Origin of the sequence: Shewanella psychrotolerans, from assembly GCF_019457595.1 — a bacterium.
GTDB classification, from domain to species: Bacteria; Pseudomonadota; Gammaproteobacteria; order Enterobacterales; family Shewanellaceae; genus Shewanella; species Shewanella psychrotolerans.
The window spans coordinates 316,884-340,079 of the sequence record NZ_CP080419.1 but is presented as its reverse complement, the minus strand read 5'-3'; the positions used below and the strand labels follow the sequence as shown (position 1 = coordinate 340,079).

20 protein-coding genes are annotated in these 23,196 nt (G+C 47.0%); 16 read left to right on the top strand and 4 right to left on the bottom strand.

All coding sequences use genetic code 11. The annotated features are described in order from the left end of the window. The 11 genes from K0I62_RS01585 to K0I62_RS01535 all read left to right on the top strand — a co-directional run bounded on the left by K0I62_RS01585 (position 1) and on the right by K0I62_RS01535 (position 9,903). A complete protein-coding gene (locus tag K0I62_RS01585; protein ID WP_220069820.1) occupies positions 1-711 on the top strand; it encodes an outer membrane lipoprotein carrier protein LolA in 711 nt (236 codons plus the stop codon). Further along, on the top strand, positions 708-3,104 hold the full coding sequence (locus K0I62_RS01580) for an MMPL family transporter (protein ID WP_220069819.1): 2,397 nt from the start codon (positions 708-710) through the stop codon (positions 3,102-3,104). Before K0I62_RS01585 ends, K0I62_RS01580 begins: the two co-directional genes overlap by 4 nt. Beyond that, a complete protein-coding gene (locus K0I62_RS01575; RefSeq protein ID WP_220071246.1) occupies positions 3,104-4,342 on the top strand; it encodes an NAD(P)/FAD-dependent oxidoreductase in 1,239 nt (412 codons plus the stop codon). Before K0I62_RS01580 ends, K0I62_RS01575 begins: the two co-directional genes overlap by 1 nt. After that, on the top strand, positions 4,339-4,968 hold the full coding sequence (locus K0I62_RS01570; RefSeq protein ID WP_220069818.1) for a DUF3261 domain-containing protein: 630 nt from the start codon (positions 4,339-4,341) through the stop codon (positions 4,966-4,968). The genes K0I62_RS01575 and K0I62_RS01570 overlap by 4 nt, the downstream gene beginning before the upstream one ends. A gap of 15 nt (positions 4,969-4,983) precedes the next feature. Continuing rightward, entirely contained in the window at positions 4,984-6,171 is a 1,188-nt protein-coding gene (locus K0I62_RS01565) for a beta-ketoacyl-[acyl-carrier-protein] synthase family protein (RefSeq protein ID WP_220069817.1), read from the top strand. Between the two features lie 4 nt (positions 6,172-6,175). Further along, positions 6,176-6,682 (top strand): hotdog family protein, encoded by a 507-nt coding sequence (locus K0I62_RS01560; protein WP_220069816.1) that lies wholly within the window; start codon positions 6,176-6,178, stop codon positions 6,680-6,682. Further along, a complete protein-coding gene (locus K0I62_RS01555; RefSeq protein ID WP_220069815.1) occupies positions 6,682-7,410 on the top strand; it encodes a 3-ketoacyl-ACP reductase FabG2 in 729 nt (242 codons plus the stop codon). Before K0I62_RS01560 ends, K0I62_RS01555 begins: the two co-directional genes overlap by 1 nt. After that, positions 7,410-8,651, top strand: coding sequence for a beta-ketoacyl-ACP synthase (locus tag K0I62_RS01550; RefSeq protein WP_220069814.1), 1,242 nt, complete (start codon positions 7,410-7,412; stop codon positions 8,649-8,651). Before K0I62_RS01555 ends, K0I62_RS01550 begins: the two co-directional genes overlap by 1 nt. 155 nt (positions 8,652-8,806) lie before the next feature. Continuing rightward, a complete protein-coding gene (locus K0I62_RS01545) occupies positions 8,807-9,262 on the top strand; it encodes a GNAT family N-acetyltransferase (RefSeq protein WP_220069813.1) in 456 nt (151 codons plus the stop codon). A 117-nt stretch (positions 9,263-9,379) separates the two neighbouring features. Beyond that, a complete protein-coding gene (locus tag K0I62_RS01540) occupies positions 9,380-9,703 on the top strand; it encodes a rhodanese-like domain-containing protein (RefSeq protein WP_220069812.1) in 324 nt (107 codons plus the stop codon). A gap of 14 nt (positions 9,704-9,717) precedes the next feature. Beyond that, positions 9,718-9,903: a hypothetical protein gene (locus tag K0I62_RS01535; protein WP_220071470.1), complete on the top strand. Its 186-nt coding sequence runs from the start codon at positions 9,718-9,720 to the stop codon at positions 9,901-9,903. A 178-nt stretch (positions 9,904-10,081) separates the two neighbouring features. Here K0I62_RS01535 and K0I62_RS01530 read toward each other — a convergent pair whose 3' ends face one another. Beyond that, positions 10,082-10,675 carry an FMN-dependent NADH-azoreductase gene (locus K0I62_RS01530; RefSeq protein WP_220069811.1) on the bottom strand — a complete coding sequence of 198 codons (594 nt, stop codon included), beginning with the start codon at positions 10,673-10,675 and terminating at the stop codon, positions 10,082-10,084. 314 nt (positions 10,676-10,989) lie between these two features. On the opposite strand from K0I62_RS01530, the gene K0I62_RS01525 reads away from it, so the two are divergent. From K0I62_RS01525 to K0I62_RS01505, 5 genes are all read left to right on the top strand, one after another. Beyond that, entirely contained in the window at positions 10,990-12,357 is a 1,368-nt protein-coding gene (locus K0I62_RS01525) for a DUF4397 domain-containing protein (protein WP_220069810.1), read from the top strand. A 245-nt stretch (positions 12,358-12,602) separates the two neighbouring features. Continuing rightward, positions 12,603-15,026: a glycerol-3-phosphate 1-O-acyltransferase PlsB gene (gene plsB, locus K0I62_RS01520; protein WP_220069809.1), complete on the top strand. Its 2,424-nt coding sequence runs from the start codon at positions 12,603-12,605 to the stop codon at positions 15,024-15,026. Beyond that, positions 15,026-16,285, top strand: a complete 1,260-nt coding sequence (gene mtr / locus K0I62_RS01515) for a tryptophan permease (protein WP_220069808.1) — start codon at positions 15,026-15,028, stop codon at positions 16,283-16,285. Before plsB ends, mtr begins: the two co-directional genes overlap by 1 nt. Before the next feature lie 211 nt (positions 16,286-16,496). After that, positions 16,497-17,276: a VOC family protein gene (locus K0I62_RS01510; protein WP_220069807.1), complete on the top strand. Its 780-nt coding sequence runs from the start codon at positions 16,497-16,499 to the stop codon at positions 17,274-17,276. A gap of 140 nt (positions 17,277-17,416) precedes the next feature. Continuing rightward, complete coding sequence (locus K0I62_RS01505; RefSeq protein ID WP_220069806.1) at positions 17,417-17,590, top strand: hypothetical protein; 174 nt, start codon at positions 17,417-17,419, stop codon at positions 17,588-17,590. Between the two features lie 62 nt (positions 17,591-17,652). Here the strand turns inward: K0I62_RS01505 and K0I62_RS01500 are convergent, their stop codons facing one another. The 3 genes from K0I62_RS01500 to K0I62_RS01490 are packed head-to-tail and all read right to left on the bottom strand — an operon-like array spanning position 17,653 to position 23,062. Next, the gene (locus K0I62_RS01500; RefSeq protein ID WP_220069805.1) at positions 17,653-20,796 is read right to left on the bottom strand and encodes an efflux RND transporter permease subunit; all 3,144 of its coding nucleotides are present in this window, start codon (positions 20,794-20,796) and stop codon (positions 17,653-17,655) included. Positions 20,797-20,804: 8 nt separating this feature from the next. After that, positions 20,805-22,505: an efflux RND transporter periplasmic adaptor subunit gene (locus K0I62_RS01495; protein ID WP_220069804.1), complete on the bottom strand. Its 1,701-nt coding sequence runs from the start codon at positions 22,503-22,505 to the stop codon at positions 20,805-20,807. A 23-nt stretch (positions 22,506-22,528) separates the two neighbouring features. Continuing rightward, on the bottom strand, positions 22,529-23,062 hold the full coding sequence (locus K0I62_RS01490) for a heavy metal-binding domain-containing protein (protein WP_220069803.1): 534 nt from the start codon (positions 23,060-23,062) through the stop codon (positions 22,529-22,531). Positions 23,063-23,196 lie beyond the last annotated feature (134 nt).

Below are 23,196 nucleotides of genomic sequence, written 5' to 3'. Positions count from 1 at the left end.
ATGACTAGGCTGCTCGCAACTCTTCGACTGCCAATACTTCTTTGCTGGCTATGCACGCTGAGTCTGTATAGCCATGCGACAGAAAACCCCTCTTTTGAGGCTCTCTTTAACGCTCAAGTAAACAATGACCAGCTTGAGCGGCTTGCAAAACAGTTAAATATAGGTAAAACCGCCCAGGGAAAATTTACCCAGTACCGTTATCTAAAGGTACTTAAGCAGCCTTTAGTCAGCCAAGGGGAGTTTATTTTTAAAGAACAATTGGGCTTGGCTTGGTTACAGCACAGTCCATTTGAAAGTGCACTTATATTGACCCAAGGCAACTTAATACAGATCGATAGCGACGGTAATAAGCAGCTGACTCAGGCAAGCGACAATCAAGAGGCCAACAACTTAGCGCAGATGATGCCGATCTTAATGAGTGCGCTTCTACAGGGAAATATCGCCCCACTCGCCGAGCAATTTAGTCTTCATCTTGTTGAAGATGCTCAGGGTTGGCAACTGGGTTTAATCCCATTAGACAATCTCTTAGCGAAAGCGATGAGCGGCATTGTTTTGCAGGGGAGTCATCAGCTAGACAGCTTGACGCTACTCAGTAGTAACGGCGATCGCAGTCAAATAAAATTTGAGCAGCTGAGCAATGCACCGCTCAGCGACAAGCAGTTAGATTACTTTTTGGGTGTTACGGCCCCCGAATCTGTAACCACGCCATGATCGCCCTTCTTCGCTATCAACTTAACCGACTATCTGCAAATAGTAGGCTGGTTATTTGGTTACTGTTACTGCTGATGGTCACAGCTTTGGGCGCGGTTCAGTTGCTACAAGGAGCTAAGGTCCAAAGCGACATCCTCGCAATGCTACCTAAAATTCAAGAGGAGCCGTTGACCCAGAGGGCCATCAATCGAGTCGAGCAGCAGCTTGCCGACAGGCTGTATATCGCGCTAATCGTTAAAACAAAAGCCCAAGCGGTCACAGCGGCTCAGCAGCTTATCGATGCATTACACAGATACCCAGACATCTTTACTCAAGTAAAGAGTGCCGATATCGATAGCGCTCAATCGTTAAATCAATTCTATTTTCCCCATCGATTTAAACTACTGACTGAGCAGCAAAGAACCCTAATTGAAAATGGACAAATATCTAGATTAGAGGCAAATACGGTATCCCAGCTGTACAATGCCTTTGGTTATGCCAATAGTAGTCTACTGAGCCAAGACCCCTTATTACTCTATCCTGATAATTTAAAGGCACTGGCACCAAGTCAGCGTTTGCATAGCAGCCAGGGAATATTACTCACCTCCGTCACCGACGGATCAGGAAACATCAAGCACGCAGCTATCGTGATGGCAAAAGGTATTGGTAGTGCCTTCAATCCTAACGTGCAGCAAGCGCAAAATACCGCCTTAGAGAACGCACTTAGTTCGGTGGCTGCCAAGTTAGATCAAGACGCGCAATTAGAAGTACTCAAGGCGGGAGCGCTATTTCATGCTAGCGCGGCAACAGAGCAAGCCAAAGCAGAAGTTTCTACTCTTGGGTTAGCCTCTCTCATCGGCGTCATTGCCTTAGTGTGGTTCGCCTTTCGCTCTATTTTTCCATTAGTTATCGCCAGCCTTACCATCGCCACCAGTTTATTATATGCAACGGTTTCAACCCTGTTTATCTTTGGCGAGCTTCACCTACTTACCTTAGTTTTTGGTACCAGCTTAATAGGCATAGCGATCGATTACAGCTTTCATTTTTACTGTGAACGGCTCAGCAATACCGATGACACTGCAACGGCTTCGGTCAGTCATGTATTCCCAGCAGCCTTACTAGCACTGCTGACGACAGTTTTAGCTTACCTAGGAATAGGGCTCACGCCATTTCCAGGTATGCAGCAAGTTGCTGTTTTTTGTGCGGCAGGGCTTATCGGGGCATTCTTAACGCTAGTGTTGGCCTACCCAAAGCTCGCCAACAGCAGCCTAACACCTCGCCCTCGGCCACTTAATTTGGCAACAGCTTACTTAACTTGGCTAGCCAAACTCAATTACGCCAAGCAAAGCCCTTTTGTATTCGCCACGCTTGCGACGCTCTCCTTGGCAACCCTAATCGGTTTATGTCAACTCGATATCGATGACGACATTCGTTCTTTACAGCAAAGCCCCGATAAGGTGCTCAAGCAGGAACAAGCCTTACGTCAACTGCTTAGCGGTGGTACCGATAATCAGTTTCTATTGGTAAGAGGTGATACCCCACAGCAGCTATTACAAAATTTAGAAACTCTCACCACTCCACTTAACAAACTTAAACAAGATGGTGTCATTGGTAATGCTATTAACTTAGCCAGCTATATTCCTAGCCACGCAAGGCAACAAGATAACTACCAACTGCAAGGGTTAATCTATAGCCAAATAGATAACTCACTGAGCCGATTGGGGTTAGATGAAACACTTGCCCTAGAGATAAAGCGCCAATACGCCCAGAGTCAAGATCGGTTCATTGAGCCAGTGGCTTTCCTCAATTCACCAGCGGGTCGCCTATTTACTCCGCTTTGGTTAGCACCAAAAGACAATGAGCATCAATATGGCGCAATAGTCTTGCTTGGCGGGATCAAAGATCTAAACCAGCTACAAACAATCATTACCCCGATAGCCCATACCCAACTGATAGATAAGGTCGCGGATATCTCCGAGGTGATGGCTAAGTACCGCAGTCTCACCTTAGGTCTGCTGGTTCTCGCCTTGCTGATTGCAGGGGCGATATTCTCACTGCGCTTTGGATTTAAGCTCGCGATGCGAGTAACCGCCGTCCCTACCTTGGCGGCAATAATGACGTTAGCGATGCTTGGACTATTTGATTCCCCCTTAACCCTGTTTCATGCACTCGCCCTGATCCTAGTCTTTGGCATTGGGGTAGATTACAGCCTGTTTTTCGCCGAAAGCAAACAAGGCTCAGGGGTTATGATGGCGGTATTTATGTCTGCTTGCTCCACATTAATGGCATTCGGCCTATTGGCCTTTAGTCAGACCCCCGCTATTCATTACTTTGGCTTAACATTACTACTCGGCATTGCAGTCACCTTCTTGCTCTCGCCGCTTATTTACACTTTTACAAGGATTGACAAGTGATGCCCACAACTCATTATGATGTAGTTATTATTGGTGCTGGCCCCTCTGGTAGCGTCGCAGCAAGCTTACTACATCAACAGGGAAAGCGAGTGCTAGTCATAGAGAAGCAACTATTTCCACGTTTTTCGATCGGCGAAAGTTTACTCCCCTGCTGCATGGAAATGCTTGAAGAAGCTGGTATGTTGCAAGCGGTAAACGATGCTGGTTATCAGTTTAAAAATGGCGCGGCGTTTAACTCGAAAGGTCGGTCTATCTTGTTTGATTTCACCGATAAATTTACCCCAGGTCCAGGTACTACGTTCCAAGTGGAGCGTGGTCACTTTGACAAATTGTTAGCCGATACCGCCATCCAGCAAGGCGTCGAAATACGTTACGGCGAAACAGTTACCGCCGTCGACCTCACCGATAAACCCACCCTATCTGTTATCGATGCGAACAATGAAGCCTATCAAATTAGCGCCGAGTATCTGCTCGATGCGAGTGGTTTTGGCCGAGTACTTCCCCGTTTGTTAGACCTTGAACGTCCATCTAACTTAGCCAGTCGCACCGCGGTATTTACCCACATCGAAGACAATATCGATCAGGTTGAAATGGATGACTATCAGTTTGATCGCAATAAGATCCTCATCAGTGTTCATCCTGAAAATCGTGATATCTGGTATTGGTTAATCCCGTTTAGTGGTGGTCGCTGCTCACTTGGCGTCGTCGGCGAACCTCATCTACTGGGCGATCTTAATGAAGATTTAAACACAATATTGATGCGCTTAGTGAAACAAGAGCCTCGCCTAAAGCAACTGCTTTCGAAAGCCGAAATTGTACGCGACTGTGCGCGCATCGAAGGTTATTCGGCCAATGTCAGTACTCTGGCAAGTGACAAATTTGCTTTACTCGGTAATGCGGGAGAGTTCCTCGATCCAGTATTTTCATCAGGTGTCACCATTGCGATGCAATCAGCCTCTATGGCCGTTAAATGTGTAGTCAAACAACTCAATGGCGAAGTCATCGATTGGCAAACGGATTACGCCAAGCCATTAATGCGTGGTGTCGATACATTTAGAACCTACGTAGAAGCTTGGTACGACGGCCGCTTCCAAGATGTGATTTTTTATGAGTCACCCAATCCCAAGATCAAGCAGATGATCTGCTCTATCTTGGCAGGCTACGCTTGGGATGAAAACAATCCATTTGTGACTGAATCGGAACGACGCCTCAATATGATCGTTGAGCTCTGCCAATGACAAAACACAACTTGATTCGCTCTCTCATACTCCTATGGGTCGTTATCGGCATGAGTGGCTGCGCTCAACATCTGCAGCGACAAACCTGTATGACTCTGGCAACAGATCTTGATTATTGTCTCGCGCCTCTGCTACAAAATAGTCAACGCTCACAGAGTCAAAGAGTTAATTTAGAGGTCGATGGCAAGCGTCACCAACTCATGAGCCAACTGGAGTTAAGCTCTGAGCAGCTAACACTTGTTGGTTTAGCCCCCTTAGGACAAGCCCTGTTTACCTTGACCTTCGATGGCGAGCAGTTAAATAGCGAACAGAGCCTATTGCTTGGCGAGCAATTTAAAGCCGAGTATCTACTCGGTTTGCTGCAGTTAATCTATTGGCCCCTTGACGATGTAAATCGCCATTTACAAGGAGGCGTAATCACTTCATCCGCCTGCGAGGCGGTAATGTGTAGAAAACTATATGCTAGTGGCAACATAGATGACAAAAACAATGACAATAGCAGTGAGATTATTGATATTAGCTACAGTGATCGATCCCTGTGGCAAGCGAACATAATGCTCACCCTAGCCCAAGCCAAACTTACGTTGAAGATAACACCGATTGAGTCGCAATTTCGCGACCACTGAAGAAGAACGGATACGATGACAGAGATAGCGATCACCCACTTGGGACTATGTACGCCGCTAGGACAAACTCCAGAACAAGTCTTGCCCCATCTGCTTGACGGAAACACCGATGGCATGCAATGGCGCAGCGATTTAATCCCTAATACCCAAGTGTTAGTTGGCCAAGTCAACGCCATTTTACCTGATATCCCAGAACGATTTAAGCGCTTTCGCTGCCGTAATAATCAACTTTTACTCGCTGCAATTCAGCAGATAGAGCAGCAGGTTGAACTAGCTAAAACGCAATTTGGTCCCGATCGAATCGGTATCATCTTAGGCACCAGTACCTCAGGGATCGCAAAAGGCGAAAACGCACTAACTTATCGAATGGAGCATGGCGTACTGCCTGACGATTACCTCTATTCCAAGCAGGAGCTGGGGAATAGTTGTGATTTCTTAAAGCATTATTTCGAGCTTTCAGGCCCTTGCTATACCGTGTCCACGGCATGCTCCTCCAGTGCAAAAGTGTTTGCCAGTGCTAAGCGTTTATTAAATGCCGGGATATGCGACATGGTCATAGTAGGCGGCGCCGATAGTCTGTGCAAACTCACCTTGAATGGCTTTCACTCACTAGAGTCGATTTCTAAAGGCCATTGCCAACCCTTTAGTATCAATCGTGACGGCATCAATATTGGCGAAGGTGCAGCCCTTTTCACCTTAGTGCGGGGCAAGAGCGAAATCATGCTCGCTGGCGTAGGCGAATCGAGCGATGCACATCATATATCTGCGCCACATCCAGAAGGTACCGGCGCCATCACCGCCATCGAAATGGCACTAAAAGACGCCAACATAGATGCCAATCAGATTGACTACATCAACTTGCATGGCACAGCTACCATGAAAAATGATGCCATGGAAAGTCGAGCGCTCGCTAAGGTGTTTGGTCAATCCTTACCAATGATGAGTTCGACTAAACCCTTAAGTGGTCATGCGCTTGGCGCCGCGGGGGCCATTGAAGCCGCATTTTGTTTCTTGCTACTATCTAAACTCAACGTTACTGGCAGAATGCCACCGCAATTGGGTGACCATCTATGGGATGAAAATAACCCCCCATTGCCCTTCGTCCAATCAAATATGCACACTAAATTAAACTATATTATGAGCAACTCTTTTGCCTTTGGCGGTAGTAATGCCAGCGTGATTTTTTGCCGAGCGACGATCTAAACCTATGAGTCAATCTATAACAATGGACTATCCACTAGCTCATCTCGATGTAGCTGAGTTCATCCCTCATCGCGCACCGATGATATTGATAGACAGCTTGCTAGAACATCAAACCGACACCCTGCTAACCGATGTCTATATTAGTTCGCAAAGTGCTTATTTCGACCCTGTGACTCAATCAGTCCCTAATTATGTGGGGATTGAGTATATGGCACAGAGCATTGCTGCATTAGCGGGGATAGAAGCAAAAGCCAAACAGGAACCGATTAAGATAGGGTTCCTGCTCGGTACCCGCAAACTCAAGCTCGATGTCAAAGCGTATAAGCACGGCGAACACTACCACACCCGCGTCACTCGTTTATATCAAGAAGATAGCGGACTCGCCGTATTTGATTGTCAAATTTTACATAACAATGAGGTTGTGGCGCAGGCCAACGTTAATGTATTTCAGCCTCAAGATACACAAGCCTACATATCGGACAGTATCCAAGGCCAAGAGGAAGAGAAGTAATGACCAATAAACGAATACTCGTCACAGGATCAAGCCGCGGTATAGGTAAAGCGATCGCGCTCAAACTCGCTCAAACTGGCTATGATATTGCGCTGCACTTTCACAGCAATCTGCCAGCAGCACAAGCGACACAGGCAGAACTTGAATCTTTAGGCGTAAACGTCACTTGCTTGCAATTTGATGTAGCCGATCGCGCCGGAGTTAAAGCCGCTATAGAAGCCGATATTGAGCAGCATGGGGCCTATTATGGCGTGGTATTAAATGCAGGGATTAACCGCGATACCGCCTTCCCTGCAATGACCGAAGATGAATGGGATAGCGTGGTTCACACTAACCTTGATGGTTTCTACAATGTGATTCACCCCTGCACTATGCCGATGATCCAGACGCGTCTGGGCGGCAGAATTATAACCATGGCATCGGTTTCTGGCATTGCAGGCAATCGCGGCCAGGTCAACTATAGTGCTTCTAAGGCAGGTATTATCGGTGCAACAAAGGCACTAAGCCTAGAGTTAGCCAAACGAAAAATTACCGTCAACTGTATCGCTCCCGGCCTTATCGAAACCGACATGGTTGCCGATATTCCCAAAGATATGGTGAAAGAGATGGTGCCAATGCGCCGTATGGGTAAACCAGAAGAGATCGCTGGACTAGCGAATTTCTTAATGTCTGAAGATGCGGCCTACATTACCCGTCAGGTAATTTCAGTCAACGGCGGGATGATCTAATGGCAAATTCAACAAGACGAGTCGTTATTACTGGCGTTGGTGGCGTTACGGCCTTAGGTCATGATTGGCCAACGATTGCGACAAGTTTAAAAGCACAAAAAAACTGCGTAACAACCATGCCAGAATGGGATCGGTACGATGGATTAAACACCCGTCTAGCGGCCCCAGTGACTGACTTTGAAAAACCAGCACACTACTCTCGTAAGAAAATTCGCTCCATGGGACGCGTGTCATTGATGGCTACTTGGGCGAGCGAAAAGGCCTTAATCGATGCTAACTTATTAGACTCGCCAATGGTCACCTCGGGCGCGATGGGAATTGCTTACGGCTCCTCAACTGGCAGTACTGACCCTATTATTGCCTTTGGCGATATGCTCAAAGAGGGGGATATGTCTGGCGTTACCGCAACCAGTTATATTCGCATGATGGCCCATACCACTGCGGTTAACGTCGGGGTATTTTTTGGTCTCAAAGGGCGAGTACATACCACCAGCAGTGCCTGTACTTCAGGTAGCCAAGGAATTGGTTATGCCTATGAAGCAATCAAGTATGGTCAACAAGATCTGATGTTAGCTGGCGGCGCTGAAGAGCTTTGCCCTACCGAGGCTGTGGTGTTCGATACCCTATTTGCCACTAGCACCAAAAATGACACGCCAGAGCTGACACCGAGTCCGTTCGATAGCAACCGAGATGGGCTAGTCATAGGCGAAGGAGCCTGCACTCTAGTACTCGAAGAACTTGAGCACGCCAAAGCCCGTGGCGCCAAGATATACGCTGAATTAGTCGGTTTTGGTACGAACTCCGACGGACTACACGTGACTCAACCCAATGCTGAGACCATGGAAGTGGCCATTCGCTTAGCACTAAAAGACGCCAAGCTTGAACCTGACGCTATCGGTTATGTTAATGCCCACGGCACAGCAACCGATCGCGGCGATATTGCAGAGACCCAAGCCACAGAGACAGTATTTGGTCAACACATGCCAATCTCTTCACTCAAAAGCTACACCGGCCATACGCTCGGCGCCTGTGGTTCACTCGAAGCTTGGGTTTCTATCGAGATGATGAATGCAGGTTGGTTTGCGCCAACTTTAAACCTTGCTAATATCGATCCTACTTGTGGCAAGCTTGACTATATCCAAGGCTCAATTCGTGAGATCGATACAGATTATGTGATGAGCAATAACTTTGCCTTCGGTGGCATCAATACATCGCTGATCTTCAAAAAATGGCGTGATTAGGTAAGCATGAATACCGCTAGTCAGCGGTATTTCCATCCATACTCACTATCATCTCCCCCAATCACACTGATCCCCACAATCATATTCGTCACGATCTCCTTTGGCATGTGCTTTGCTAAATATCTAACGACACCCCGCACTATTTGGAGCTAATTATGCAGTTCGTTCTAGGTCTTATCAGCAACGCCAATGTGGTACAACTTTTACAACAACATAGCAATGATATGTTTGCTACTTCACCAGCGGATAGTGTTCACACCTTAGATATACAGGCACTATCACAGCCTGATATTCGTTTTTGGACCCTATGGGATGGCGATCATCTTGCTGGCTGCGGGGCGCTAAAACGTTTAGATAGATATCATGGCGAAATCAAGTCGATGAGAACCGCAAATGCCTACCGTCAACAAGGACTTGGGACGCAAATATTGCACCATCTAATAGCAGATGCCGCACAACTTGGGATCAACCGTGTCAGCCTAGAGACAGGTTCAATGGCATTTTTTACCCCAGCGAGACGCCTATATCAAAAATCAGGGTTTCAACTTTGCCAGCCCTTTGGCCACTATCGTTCCGACCCTAATAGTGTATTTATGACCAGAGCCTGTTGAGCTATAGCTCTGAGCCAAGGGGCTCTCGCTCATGGTCCGTTAAAACAGAGGTTGCGCTCGAATATCAATTAGAATAATCTTATTGAATGTTTTCTAATTGATGTTCGAGGTAACCTAATGTTTCAATCTATCTTAGCTAAACTTTCTGGCAGCCAGTCGTCTGAAAATTGTTGGCAACTTATCGAGCAGGGAGCGAGTGTGATTGACGTTCGCTCACCTGAAGAGTTTGCTCAAGGTCACCTACCTCAGGCAATCAATGTGCCTCTAGCAAGATTAGATCATTGGTTAGCCAACCAAAAAGATAAGCAGCAAGTCTTTGTATTGTATTGTGGTGCAGGTATTCGGGCACAAAAAGGCTGCGACATACTGAGAGCCAATGGCTTTGAGTGTGCGATCAATGGGGGATCGTTAAAAGATCTACTCTGTTGCCAACCTAAGTAGGCGACGGTGTTGATATGTACAAAGCCGCCAAAGATAAAACCACTCACCCCGAGTTAATACCTATCAGTATAACGCCACCACAATGCACCAAGGCGCAATTTAGGTTTAGCGCTAACCGCCATTTAGCAAGTTATAAGGTTCGCTACATTGAAACCAGCAATAACAGCCAAGAGTGCAGCTTGTGTGAATTAAGTCATTGAGTGCGTTGGACGAAAAATAGCGCTATTCATACTGATAACTAGAATAGCGCTCTACCGACAAATAATAGGGGGGTTTGTTGGCAAGCCTTAAAGATAGGCTCGAAATGAGATGATGAAAAAGAGATTGGTGTTAACTAAGCCGATAGCAAATCAACTGCGACCGGCTTATTAAAACCAGTTAAGCAACTAGCTGGTCAATCGTTTGTTTAGCCGAATTGATCCCTTGCTCAGTCGCCTCAGGCCCCATATTCAAGGCTTCTGCGTAAACCGTATCGACATTATCTATGCCGATAAAACCAAGCACTGTCTTTAAATACGGCACAACATGATCGGTTACACTGTCTTTATGAACACCGCCACGAGTCGTAACTAATACCGCACGTTTACCTTCAACCAATCCTTTAGGTCCGGTTTCTGTGTAGGTAAAGGTGATGCCTGCACGGGCAATGAGATCGATCCAGTTTTTCAACTGAGTCGGAATATTAAAGTTGTACATTGGCGCCGCAATCACAATCGTGTCATGGGCTTTTAGTTCGGCAACAAGTTCATCAGACAGCGATAATGCTTGCTGCTGTTTCAGCGACAAGTCGTCACCACCTCTTAATGCCATAGCAATCTCACCATCCAGCACCGGTAGTGGGGTTTCCACTAGATCACGCACAGTCACTTGCGCACCCTGATCTTGCCAGTGTTGCTGCAGATGGTCGACTAACTTAGCCGATTGTGAATAGTCACCTAAAATACTCGATTTTAACACTAAAACGTTAGCCATAACTCACCTCAAAACTGGATTAATAATAAACAATGAAGCCAGTTTAAATATCGATTAATCGAAACAAAAGCGCATTAAATGCGACAAAACACACCAAAAAATCGAACGGTTAAGCTGACGGATAATAAAAACGACAATGCCGAAATCGCTTAATTCAGCTTCCGAAAATTTTAGTAAAAAATAAATCATTGATTTAAAACATAAAAAAGCCAAATTGAATGTATAACATCAATATCTGCCGTTTTATTAGTGATCTTAATATTAATTAGCCTCGTAACGACAAATGTTAATCAACTGTTATTGAGGAAAGGCTAATGAAAAGGATATACCCAGCTCTACTATTTGGCGCAATGATAGGTCTCACCGCTTGTGGCGGTGACGATGATGAGAAGCCCGTAATCAATCCACCCGTTGCCGAAACCAGCATCCGCGTTATCCATGCCGGCGTCGATGCACCAGCCGTCAACGTCAATGCTAATGGCGCAGAAATTCTCGCTGACGTTGACTATGCCCAATCCAGTGGCTTACTAACGGTACCTGAGGGCATGTATGCCGTAACCGTTGATGCCAAGCTCGCAGATGGCACTGTAGCTGAAGTGCTCAGCGCAGACTTAGATGCCATGACAGAGATGGAATACACTGCGGTTGCTGTTGGTAAAGTCGCCGATGAAACATTACAGCTCAAACTGATCGCTAACGCCACCAGCGATATCGCTGAAGGCTATACACGCGTTCAGGTGCTCCATGGCACCTCAGATGTGGGGTTGGTCGATGTCTATGTCACCGCGCCAGGTGATGATATTAGTGATGCCGCGCCCACGTTATCGGCTAATTTTTTAGACGTTAGTGACCAGCTAGAGATTTTAGCAGGAGATTACCAGATCAGGATCACCGCATCGGGGATGAAAACCCCCGTATTTGATTCGGGTACTGTGACACTTGAAGCCACTACCGACTATCTCGTGAGCGCAATTCCAAATGCATGGACTGGAGATTCCCCCGTGGCACTCTTGGTCGCACTTAACGATGCACACCAAGTCGTGCTCGACAAAATGGCGGGCAGCGATGTTCGAGTGGTACATGGTGTTGCCGATGCCCCTGCAGTGGATGTGTTTCTCGATGGCGCAGCGACTCCCGCTGTGGATATGCTAGCCTTCGGTGAAACAACGGATTATCTTAATGTTCCAGAAGGAGATCATACCGTTACTGTAGCTGCAGATGCCGACAGCAGCCTAGTTGTGATCGATAAAGCCCCAGTTAACCTAACCGCTGGTCAAAGTTATAGCGTATTGGCCGTCGGCTCACTCGGTGATGATGCCATTCAACCTTGGGTATTCATGGAAAATCGCCGCGCCGTTGCAACTGAAGCCAAGCTCAATGTGGCTCATGCTTCTTATTCTGCCGGTAACGTCGATATCTATCTCACCCCATCAGATGATATCTCCGAAGCGATGCCTGCACTGACTGATGTACCATTTATGACGGCATCGGGTAGTTTGTCCATCACACCAGGTGATTACGTGGTGAGTGTCACCCCAACAGGCACCAAAACCGTCGCCATTGGTCCACTGAATATCAGTTTAGCTGCAGGTGGATTATACGGTGTGGCAGCCGTTGATGGGCAAGGTGGTGGAGCACCGCTTGGCGTTATCCTGATGGATGATTTTATTGACAATATGTAACAACACTAGCCAAAGTGATGGATGACAATATCGTTTTAGCTTCACAGATACATAGTTAAAACTTAACAAAAAAACGCACTTTCAAGATGGAAAACAGCGCCACTTTTGGCGCTGCTTTCTTTATCAAGCCTATGGCCTTAAGTTTGCCACTCATTTACCAAAGCGTGATACACAAATTAGGGTTTACTGATGATTTTCTGGTATTCTATGCAGCTATTAAAAAATGACTCTATGCATAAAGAATAATGTCAAAACAAGACTCTCTTTGGTTTAAATCATTACGTTGGATCCAAAAGAAATTAGTACACACAATTGTGGTACCACAGGATCCTTTTGATGACCTCAATTTAGACGCCGATAGACCGCTGGTCTACGTGATGAAAACAGAATCAATCAGTGATATAGCAGCACTGAGTGAGATCACTGACAAACTCGGTTTACCTAGCCCCTATACCCCGCTAGAAATTGGTGGTGAAAGTGCGCCGCGAGTGGTCTGTCTCGAGGGCGCTAAGCCGTTATTTGGCCAGCGCGAAGGTAACGAATATTATCTAGACAGCTTTACTCGCTTGTTAAGCGCTCATAAACAGCAGTGTGAACTGGACATTCAGTTGGTGCCAGTCAGCTTATATTGGGGCCGCACGCCAGGTAAAGAAGATGACACCATGAAAGCAGCGGTGTTAGAACGAGAAAATCCAACTTGGTTGCGAAAATGTTTGATGATCATTTTCCTCGGTCGTCACAATTTTGTGCAGTTCTCTAATGCAATGTCATTGCGTTATATGGCCGACGAACATGGCACCGACAAACGTATTGCACAAAAACTGGCCCGAGTTGCTCGCGTCCATTTCCGCCGCCAACGTAAGGTGATGACGGGGCCACAACTCCCTAATCGCCAGAACCTATTTCATGCCCTACTTAAATCTGAATCGATGAAAAAAGCGATTCAAGAAGAGGCGCAAAACAAGAAGATCTCTGAAGAAAAAGCACGCGAAACCGCGATGCAGTATCTAGATGAGATTGCAGCAGATTACTCAGATAGCTTAGTGCGTATTGCAGAGCGTTTCCTGACTTGGCTGTGGAATAAGCTCTATAAAGGCATCAATATCAAGGGCGCGGAGCAAGTTCGTCAGTTACACCATGATGGCCATGAAATCGTCTATGTTCCTTGCCATCGCAGCCATATGGACTATCTATTACTCTCTTATATTCTTTACTATCAAGGTATGGTTCCACCTCACATTGCAGCAGGGATCAACCTCAATTTCTGGCCAGCGGGCCCTATGTTCCGTCGTGGTGGTGCTTTCTTTATTCGCCGCAGTTTCCGTGGCAATAAGCTCTACACTGCAGTGTTTCGCGAATACTTAGATCAACTATTTGCTAAAGGCTACTCCGTGGAGTATTTCACCGAAGGAGGCCGCTCACGCACGGGCCGTTTACTTGCCCCTAAAACGGGCATGATCGCCATGACACTCAACAGCGTGTTGCGCGGTGTTGAGCGTCCAGTAACATTAGTCCCCGTCTATCTAGGCTACGACCATGTTATGGAAGTAGCGACTTACCACAAGGAACTAAGCGGTAAGAAAAAGAAAAAAGAGTCGGTTTGGCAAGTATTTGGCGCCATTCGTAAGCTAGGGAATTTTGGACAAGGTTACGTTAACTTTGGCAAGCCAATTACCCTGCATAACTTCCTCACAGAGCAGGTGCCAGATTGGCGCGAAGAGTTAGCCAAAGATCCAGAGCAGAAGCCAACCTGGTTAACGCCTGTGGTCAACACCTTAGCGAATCGAGTCATGACTCGCATCAACGATGCTGCCGCAGTGAGCTCAGTGACCTTAACCAGCTTGGTCTTGTTAGCATCGGAACAAAACGCACTCGAACGCTCTCAGCTTGAGAAGCAACTCGATTTCTACCTAACACTGCTAAAAGAGCTGCCCTATACCGAGTTTGCTTCTGTCGTCGAAGGAGATGGTGCCAAATTGGTCTCTCAAGGGCTTGAGCTGAAAAAATTCACCCTTGAGAGCGACTCATTAGGTGACATCATCTCTATCGATGAGAGTATCGCGGTGGCAATGACCTATTATCGCAATAATATTATTCATCTGATGGTCGTTCCTTCATTGATTGCCAGTTGTTTGACTCAGCAAAAGCAATGCTCTCGCCAAGAGATCATCGATACCGTAAATGATTTCTATCCATTGTTACAGGCCGAGTTATTTATGGGGATTGAAGATGTGCCTGCGTACGTGGAAAAGCTGCTGGATCTATTTATCGAGCAAGGACTAATCCTTGAATCCGAGCGCTTTTTTGTCAATCCAGAGCGATTGAACCAACTGCTATTGCTCGCAGGTAGTATCAGCGAAACCATGCAACGCTATGCGATTATTTTCAATATTCTGGCCACTTCACCCAATATTGAACGCTCATCGCTTGAAAGTGATAGCCATCAATTAGCCCAACGCTTAGGGGCGCTACACGGTATTACCGCACCTGAATTTTATGATAAGAAACTTTATGGCACCCTCAGCGTTAAGCTTAAAGAGCTAGGCTACTTATCTGATAATGCAAATAAAGATGATGTGCAACGTATTCGTGCCCGCGCAAATCAATTATTACGCGCATCAGTAAAACAAACTATCGTCGATAGCGTGGCTGCGGAGCATAACGACTAATGGCCAATCATATGAATGCGGCAAAGAGTGCCGCGTCTGGCAAATCATTATTGGGCGGCGCGATGATCATTGCCGGTACTGCAGTGGGTGCAGGCATGTTTTCTCTGCCAGTCGTCGGTGCGGGAATGTGGTTTAGCTACTCACTATTAATGATGATAGGCGTATGGTTTTGTATGCTGGTGTCTGGCTTACTCTTGCTAGAAACTAACTTACACTTTGAACCTGGCGCCAGCTTCGATACTTTGACCAAAGATACCTTGGGTCAGTTTTGGCGCATAGTCAATGGCCTTTCAATCGCCTTCGTCTTGTATATCTTAGCGTATGCCTACATCAGTGGCGGTGGCTCTATCGTCAATCACAGCCTGACGACTTTAGGTATAGAACTGCCACAAAGTGTTGCCGGCTTAGTGTTTGCACTAGGTTTAGCGATTATCGTATTTATCAGCACCAAGGCGGTAGATCGCATTACCACGATTATGCTCGGCGGTATGATTATTACTTTCTTCCTCGCTATCGGTAATTTGCTCATAGATATCGAACCCGCCAAGCTATTTGTACCCGACGGTGAAGCGACTTATCTGCCATACATGTTGGCTGCAATCCCATTTGGTCTCGTTAGCTTTGGTTACCACGGCAATGTCCCTAGTCTAGTCAAATACTATGGCAAAGATCCAAAGACGATTGTAAAAGCGATCACCCTGGGTACCCTCATTGCTTTCGTTATCTATGTCTGTTGGTTGGTGGCGACCATGGGCAACATTGCTCGTAGCGAATTTGTCGACATCATAGCAAAAGGTGGCAATATGGGAGTGCTGGTTGCAGCGCTTTCCGATGTGATGGCGAGTGACTGGCTCACGACTATGCTAACCCTGTTTGCTAACCTCGCGGTTGCCTCATCATTTTTAGGGGTCACTCTAGGTCTATTTGATTATCTAGCGGATCTATTTGGTTTCGATGAGTCACGTAGCGGCCGCCTTAAAACGGCGGCAGTGACCTTTTTACCGCCAACATTGCTTGGATTGCTATTTCCCAACGGCTTCTTAATCGCTATTGGCTTTGCAGCGCTTGCGGCAACAATTTGGGCGGCTATTGTCCCGGCATTAATGGCCTATAAAGCCAGAAAGATGTTCCCAAATAATCAGGGTTTTAAAGTCCCTGGAGGTACGGTGATAATCGCTATTGTGATCGCCTTTGGTTTGATAACCGGAGCCTGTCATCTATTGGTTATGGCCGATCTACTCCCAGTATACGGCTCCTAATCTAGTCAATCTATACCATTAAAAAGGCGCTTAATAAGCGCCTTTTTTTACAACTTTCCCTCGCCTTATCCCCACATACTATTGTTACCTTGAGATATCACTGCATTAAATGAAACCACAGTAAAGGGACGGCTTAGCGTAGACAGATCCCCAAAAGCCGACTTAACTTAACACTTATATTGAATGAGATTTTATAGCCAAGGATACCTACATGAAAATATCGCATTATCAACATGGTAGCCCCTGCTGGATCGAACTAGCGAGCCAAGAAGCGGCTTCTGGTAAACATTTTTACGCGGCTCTATTCAACTGGCAGCTCAAAGATATGCCAATCCCCGAAGGAGTCTATACTCTCTTTGCTATCGATAATGACGATCTAGGTGCTATGTACCAACTGCCAAAAACGTCGACGGAGCTGACGACGCCAACATACTGGGGCATTTACTTTGCAGTAGACGATCTCAATACTACCCTTGAAATCCTCAAAGCTCATGGCGGTAAAGTAGTTGTAGGCCCTCACGTTGTTGGTGATGCTGGACAAATGGCGCAATGCCAAGATCCTGAAGGGACGACCTTCTCCCTATGGCAAGCAGGACAACATATCGGCTCCCTCCGCAAAGATGAACCCAATAGCTTATGCTGGGTGGAACTGATGTGTCGAAAACCCGATATTTGCAAAGCATTTTACTGCAACGTACTGGGCTGGCTGCCACAGATCACCCTAATGGATGACTTTGATTACTGCGAATGGCTTGTAGGTGATACCGCCATTGGCGGCATGATGGAGATGACGCCAGAGTGGGGCAACATGCCTTCGCACTGGATGCCCTACATCATGGTAGAAAACTGTGACGCCACAGTTGCTAAAGCGGCCGAAATTGGTGGCAAGGTCTGCGTGGCGCCTACAGATATTCCCAAAGTCGGTCGTTTTTCGGTGTTAAAAGATCCACAGGGAGGCGTCTTTTCGGTGATAAAACTACTCTCGCAATAGCGAGAAACACACGACTCACTACGACTAAAGTCTGATTATCTAGCGAAGTAAAGCGAATCCATTGTATTGAAATCTATTTCTGGTTAATTTTACTAACGCTATTACTCAAGCAAATTAATCAAAAATCAGGGATGTTAACAATGCTAAAAAAATGGATACTGGTGCTTCTACCAGCATTATTAATCGGGGTGACAGGCTGTGCATCGACCAACGATGAAGAAAACCAAACCGATGATCAATCGGTAACTAAAACGAGTAAAGATTGCCAAAAAGTAAAAACAACGGGCAGCCGACTTAGTCGTTGTAATAGATAAAACTATTCAAAATATAGCATAGCGCAACAAAGTAGAGCCACTTGTCGCGCTATTTTTTTCATCTATTTCGCCAGCGATTTATCCAAGTCTCGTCCATAAATCAACAGATACAAGGCTGGTAAGACAAATAGCGATAATAATGGCGCAGTAATCATCCCGCCGACCATAGGCGCAGCAATTTTCTGCATGACATCATTACCCGATCCGGCTCCCCACATAATGGGCAATAAACCGAAGAAGATGGTCGCAACCGTCATCGCCTTAGGACGAATACGCATTACCGCACCTTCAATAAGCGCCGCTTTAAGATCGCCAATAGACTCATAACCGCCCGTCTCTTTGCGGTGCGCGATCGCATTGTTAAGGTAGACCAACATGACCACACCAAATTCCGCTGCAACGCCAGCCAACGCGATCATACCAACAGCAACCGCAACCGACATGTTAAAGTCCAGCAGATATAACAGCCATGTACTGCCGACTAAAGCAAACGGCAAGCTAAGCATGATAATGGAGGCCTGCAAGGTTGAGCCAAAGGTCATCATCAACAGAATAAAGATCACCCCTAATGCCATCGGAATCACTTTTTTAAGCTTGGCATCCACACGCTGCATATATTCATATTGCCCAGCAAAGTTATAGCTATAACGAGGGGGGACCACCAACTGCTGCGACAATGCCGATTTAGCCTGCTCGATATATTCGCCGATAGAAATCCCTTCAATATCAACAAATACCCATGAGATTAAGCGACCATTTTCACTCTTAAGCATGGGGGCTCCATCGGTTATTTCAATATTGGCCAAATTACGCAATGGCAGATAATGGCCCGATTTGGTGATCACAGGCAACTCTCTTAACTTCTCAATGTTGTCTCGTAAGGCACGAGGGTAACGTAGATTAATAGGATAACGTTCGGCGCCCTGTACCGACTCACCAATCTCCATACCACCAATGGCGTAACGGACTACATCCTGGATATCCGTAAGCGTCATGCCATAGCGCGAGGCGACATCCAGCTTAGGCGTAATATCGATATAACGTCCACCACCAACACGCTCGGCATAGGCCGACTTGGTATTGGGCAGCTGACTGAGAATCGCCTCAATATCGGCCCCCACCTTCTGCAGCTCATTCACATCGGCACCGGTGATCTTAATCCCCACGGGAGTCTTAATCCCTGTCGATAACATATCGATACGGGTTTTAATGGGCTGCACCCAAGCATTGGTTAATCCGGGGACTTTGACCGTTTTCTGTAACTGGTCAATCACATCTTTTAATTCAACACCTTCGCGCCACTCCTCACGAGGTTTTAGCATAATCGTGGTTTCAAGCATGGTTAATGGCGCAGGATCGGTCGCCGTTTCTGCGCGCCCCACCTTACCAAATACCCGTTTGACTTCCGGCACCGTCTTAATCAACCTGTCGGTTTGCTGCAATACCTCAGCGGCCTTACTGGCACTAATGCCTGGCAGAGCTGTCGGCATATAAAGTAAGTCACCCTCTTCCAGCTCAGGCATAAACTCGCTGCCCATATTAGCAACCGGATACCAAGCGCTCAGTAATGCAGCAACAGCTAGCATTAAGGTGACTTTTGGAAAACGCAGCACCAAATTAAGTGAAGGTTTATAAACGGCAATCAACACCCGACTGATCGGGTTACTGGTTTCTTTAGGGATATTCCCACGGATAAAAAAGCCCATCAAGATCGGCACTAAAGTGATCGATAACACGGCCGCCGCGGCCATCGCAAAGGTCTTAGTGTAGGCTAAGGGACTGAACAATCGCCCCTCTTGCGCTTCGAGTGAGAATACAGGTACAAAACTCAAGGTAATGATCAATAAAGAGAAAAATAGGGCAGGGCCAACTTCAATCGAGGCCTTAGAGACGATATCCCAATGCTCTTTATTATCGGGGGCACGTTGGTGCTCGTCTTTAAAATGCTCCAAGTGCTTATGCATATTTTCGATCATTACAATCGCGCCATCCACCACTGCACCAATTGCGATCGCAATACCCCCTAGGCTCATGATGTTGGCATTCACCCCCATCTTATTCATCACAATGAACGCAATAAGGATCGACAGCGGCAAGGTAATAACAGCCACTAAGGTGGAACGTGCATGCAGTAAAAACAGCAGACACACAATCCCCACGACAACCATCTCTTCTATTACTTTATGGAATAGGTTTTCCACAGAGTTTTCGATTAAGTGCGATCTGTCATAGGTTGGAACAATCTCAACCCCTTGGGGCAATCCGGCTTTTAGTTGTTCAATCTTGGCTTTAACGGCATCAATGGTTGCCAGCGCATTTTCGCCATAACGCATCACAATAATGCCGCCGACCACTTCACCCTCACCATCTAGCTCGGCAATCCCACGGCGCGAAGCGGGTCCTTTACGCACGGTAGCCACATCCTTTAGCAATAATGGTGTGCCCGATGGACTGGTTATCCCCAGCGGAATTTCACGAAAATCATCCAATGTCTGCCGATAACCTTTGGCGCGCACCATATACTCAGCCTCGGCCATTTCGATAACCGAGCCGCCGGCTTCGGTGTTCGATTTTGCAATCGCATTTTTGATGGTAGCAATATCGAGTCGATAGATAGCCAGCTTGTCAGGTTCAACCACAATCTGATAGGTTTGCTCCATTCCGCCCACAGTGGCGACTTCCGACACCCCTGCCACACTTTGCAGTTCAAGCTTTAAATACCAATCTTGCAAACTCTTTAGTTGTGATAGATCTAAACTGCCTGAACGATCGACCAAGGCATATTCATAAATCCAACCTACTCCCGACGCATCAGGCCCCAATGAAGGTTGAATTCCTTGAGGTAAACGGCTGCTGACTTGACTCAGGTATTCTAGTACCCGCGAACGTGCCCAATAGATATCTGTGCCATCTTCGAAAATGACATACACATAGGAGTCACCAAAAAAGGAGTAACCCCGCACAGTTTTAGCACCTGGCACAGCTAACATCGCCGTTGATAGTGGGTAAGTTACCTGCTCTTCAACTAACTTAGGCGCCTGACCTGGAAAGGGGGTCTTGATGATCACCTGCACATCAGACAGATCTGGCAGCGCATCCAAAGGGGTGTTTCTTAGCTCTTGTACACCCCATACAGTGATCATGATGGTGACAATTAACACCATCAACCTCTGGCGGATGGAGGCCTCAATAATCTTCTTTAACATAATGCCTCCTAGTGCTGATGGTCACTACTAAGACGCATAAGACTGCCTTTCAGGCTAGCCTCTGAATCTAGCAGGAATTGGCCCGAAATCACCACTTGCTCGCCTTCACTGATCCCATTAAGGATTTCAGCTTTACCTTGGGACATCATACCGACCGTCACTTGCCGCGCCACAAAACTACTATCGGATTGCTTAACGATCACTCGATTATCTTTACCCGTCTGGATAAGGGCTTCTTGGGGAATAACTAAAACATCTTTATTAGGACCACCAAAAATATCTATTTTAGCCAAGGTATTAGGTCGTAATACAACATCTGGATTCTGCACCACAATACGCACTCGTAAACTGCGAGTGACAGGGTCAAGCTCAGGGTAGATATAATCGATCACGCCTTCTATGCCCTTAAGTCCCATTGCCGGCACCGATACCTCAGTTTGCTGACCGATAGCCAACCAACTCTGTTCATTCTCGAATACATCGGCAATGACCCACACCTTAGAAAGATCCACCACTGAGATCACCTCGGTAGCGGGCTGAATATACATGCCGTCACGAACCGACAGTTCTTTCACTATACCGTCAGCCTTGGCGTAGAAAGGCACCCGATACTGGGTCTGCTTGGTCTTCGCCAGTCGTTTGATCTGCGCCTTATTCATCCCCAACAGCTCGAGACGCAGGCCGGCCTTACGCACTAAGTCCTGATAGTTACCGCTATCCCTAGAGCTATTGAGACTACTAAGCGCTAAAAGATAATCGTCCTGGGCGTTAATCAGATCCGGTGAGTAGATCTCATACAAGAGCTGCCCTTTAGTGATCTTATCGCCCACGGCATTGATGGCTAACTTTTCAATCCAGCCATTGACTCTGGCGTGAATATGGTTGATCTCGCTCTCGTCGTAGCCAATCTGTCCCACGGTTTGCACAAACTTCCACAGGGTATCTTTTTCGGCTTTAGCCACCTTTAACGCTAACGCCTGTTGCATACCGCCAGAGACCTCGATCTCTATCTGCTGCTGGTTACCACCCACCTCAACTTTCTCCAGATTCATGCCACAAATAGGGCAAGTACCGGGCACGTCGCTGACAATGTGGGCATGCATGGGGCAGACATATTTAATCGATGGTTCGCCAGTGAGCGGGGCAGGTTTCACCTGAGATAGGGGATCATGTTGACTGTGATCCATCTCAGCTTGCGACTTAGTGCTGGGCGATTCCTCTTCCTCTTCGGCCACCAGGAACATATTACACTTAGGGCAGCGGCTACCAGGCTCATGACTGGTCTCTTCAGGGTGCATTGGGCAGGCATAGGTCTTCGCCGCCTCCTCGTTAATAGGGTCGGCCTGAGTCTCCTGCTCCACCAGGAACATATTGCACTTAGGACAGCGGCTGCCCGCCTTATGGCTAGTTTCCTCTGGATGCATAGGGCAAGCATAGGTCTTCACTGCCTGCTCGCTAATGGGCTTGGCCTGAGCCTCCTGCTCTACCAAGAACATATTGCACTTAGGGCAGCGGCTACCTGGCTCGTGGCTGGTTTCCTCTGGATGCATAGGACAAGCATAGGTCTTCAGACCAGACTGATGCTGATGATTCTCATGTGCATGAGTGTCGCTGGTCTGGGTATAGCCTAATTGAGGTGTCGCCACCAGAAATAGGCTCAAAAGATAAGCAAGCTTTTGGCCTCTGTTTTTCGAATTTACCTGACTCATAATGCCTCATCTCCACTCATGAACTAGTGATGCTTGTGGGCGCTATCTGCGCTCGCCACAGGCTCAAGGAACATGCCACACTTAGGACATGAATCCCCTTTCGCGCCCTTCACTTCTGGGTGCATTGGGCAGTGATAGCTTTGCTGGGCCATCTGATGTTTATGCTTAGGGCAGTTATCACAAGCCTTGCCAGCCTGCTTCGCCTTAGCTTGCTCTAGGTTCATACCGCACTTAGGGCAGGTATCACCTTTGGCACCTTTCACTTCTGGATGCATAGGGCATTCGTAACCACCAGCTTTGTCACCTTTAGCATGTTGGTGATGTGGGCATTTGTCGCAATTTTTGCCGTCATGCTTAGCCATGCCATGGTGAGCCGCTGGCTCCAGGTTCATGCCACATTTAGGGCAAGTATCGCCCTTGGCGCCTTTTACTTCAGGATGCATGGGGCAGTCATAACCTTGCTCGGCTACCGCGCCATGGTGCTGCTCGGCAAACGCCTGCGGGGCGGAAGTTACAAATATAAAAGCAGTTAAAATCAGACTGATAAGGGTTTTCATTTATGGACTCCATCAAATGATGACCGCAGCGGGATGCCGAGTTGCTTAATACTCAAACACTCCATATTTAATATGCGGCTAATATAATTCATTTTTCGTTATACATCAGTGAAATAAATATTGAGGCGCTTCTG

Bases quoted from the DNA above. Each gene is read 5' to 3' on its own strand.
- K0I62_RS01505 (WP_220069806.1), top strand. From the start codon at position 17,417: ATGCTAAAAAAATGGATACTGGTGCTTCTACCAGCATTATTAATCGGG.
- K0I62_RS01540 (WP_220069812.1), top strand. From the start codon at position 9,380: ATGTTTCAATCTATCTTAGCTAAACTTTCTGGCAGCCAGTCGTCTGAA.
- K0I62_RS01510 (WP_220069807.1), top strand. From the start codon at position 16,497: ATGAAAATATCGCATTATCAACATGGTAGCCCCTGCTGGATCGAACTA.
- K0I62_RS01545 (WP_220069813.1), top strand. From the start codon at position 8,807: ATGCAGTTCGTTCTAGGTCTTATCAGCAACGCCAATGTGGTACAACTT.
- K0I62_RS01580 (WP_220069819.1), top strand. From the start codon at position 708: ATGATCGCCCTTCTTCGCTATCAACTTAACCGACTATCTGCAAATAGT.
- K0I62_RS01565 (WP_220069817.1), top strand. From the start codon at position 4,984: ATGACAGAGATAGCGATCACCCACTTGGGACTATGTACGCCGCTAGGA.
- K0I62_RS01575 (WP_220071246.1), top strand. From the start codon at position 3,104: ATGCCCACAACTCATTATGATGTAGTTATTATTGGTGCTGGCCCCTCT.
- K0I62_RS01560 (WP_220069816.1), top strand. From the start codon at position 6,176: ATGAGTCAATCTATAACAATGGACTATCCACTAGCTCATCTCGATGTA.
- K0I62_RS01530 (WP_220069811.1), bottom strand. From the start codon at position 10,675: ATGGCTAACGTTTTAGTGTTAAAATCGAGTATTTTAGGTGACTATTCA.
- mtr (WP_220069808.1), top strand. From the start codon at position 15,026: ATGGCCAATCATATGAATGCGGCAAAGAGTGCCGCGTCTGGCAAATCA.
- K0I62_RS01555 (WP_220069815.1), top strand. From the start codon at position 6,682: ATGACCAATAAACGAATACTCGTCACAGGATCAAGCCGCGGTATAGGT.
- K0I62_RS01550 (WP_220069814.1), top strand. From the start codon at position 7,410: ATGGCAAATTCAACAAGACGAGTCGTTATTACTGGCGTTGGTGGCGTT.
- K0I62_RS01500 (WP_220069805.1), bottom strand. From the start codon at position 20,796: ATGTTAAAGAAGATTATTGAGGCCTCCATCCGCCAGAGGTTGATGGTG.
- plsB (WP_220069809.1), top strand. From the start codon at position 12,603: ATGTCAAAACAAGACTCTCTTTGGTTTAAATCATTACGTTGGATCCAA.
- K0I62_RS01570 (WP_220069818.1), top strand. From the start codon at position 4,339: ATGACAAAACACAACTTGATTCGCTCTCTCATACTCCTATGGGTCGTT.
- K0I62_RS01490 (WP_220069803.1), bottom strand. From the start codon at position 23,062: ATGAAAACCCTTATCAGTCTGATTTTAACTGCTTTTATATTTGTAACT.
- K0I62_RS01495 (WP_220069804.1), bottom strand. From the start codon at position 22,505: ATGAGTCAGGTAAATTCGAAAAACAGAGGCCAAAAGCTTGCTTATCTT.
- K0I62_RS01535 (WP_220071470.1), top strand. From the start codon at position 9,718: ATGTACAAAGCCGCCAAAGATAAAACCACTCACCCCGAGTTAATACCT.
- K0I62_RS01585 (WP_220069820.1), top strand. From the start codon at position 1: ATGACTAGGCTGCTCGCAACTCTTCGACTGCCAATACTTCTTTGCTGG.
- K0I62_RS01525 (WP_220069810.1), top strand. From the start codon at position 10,990: ATGAAAAGGATATACCCAGCTCTACTATTTGGCGCAATGATAGGTCTC.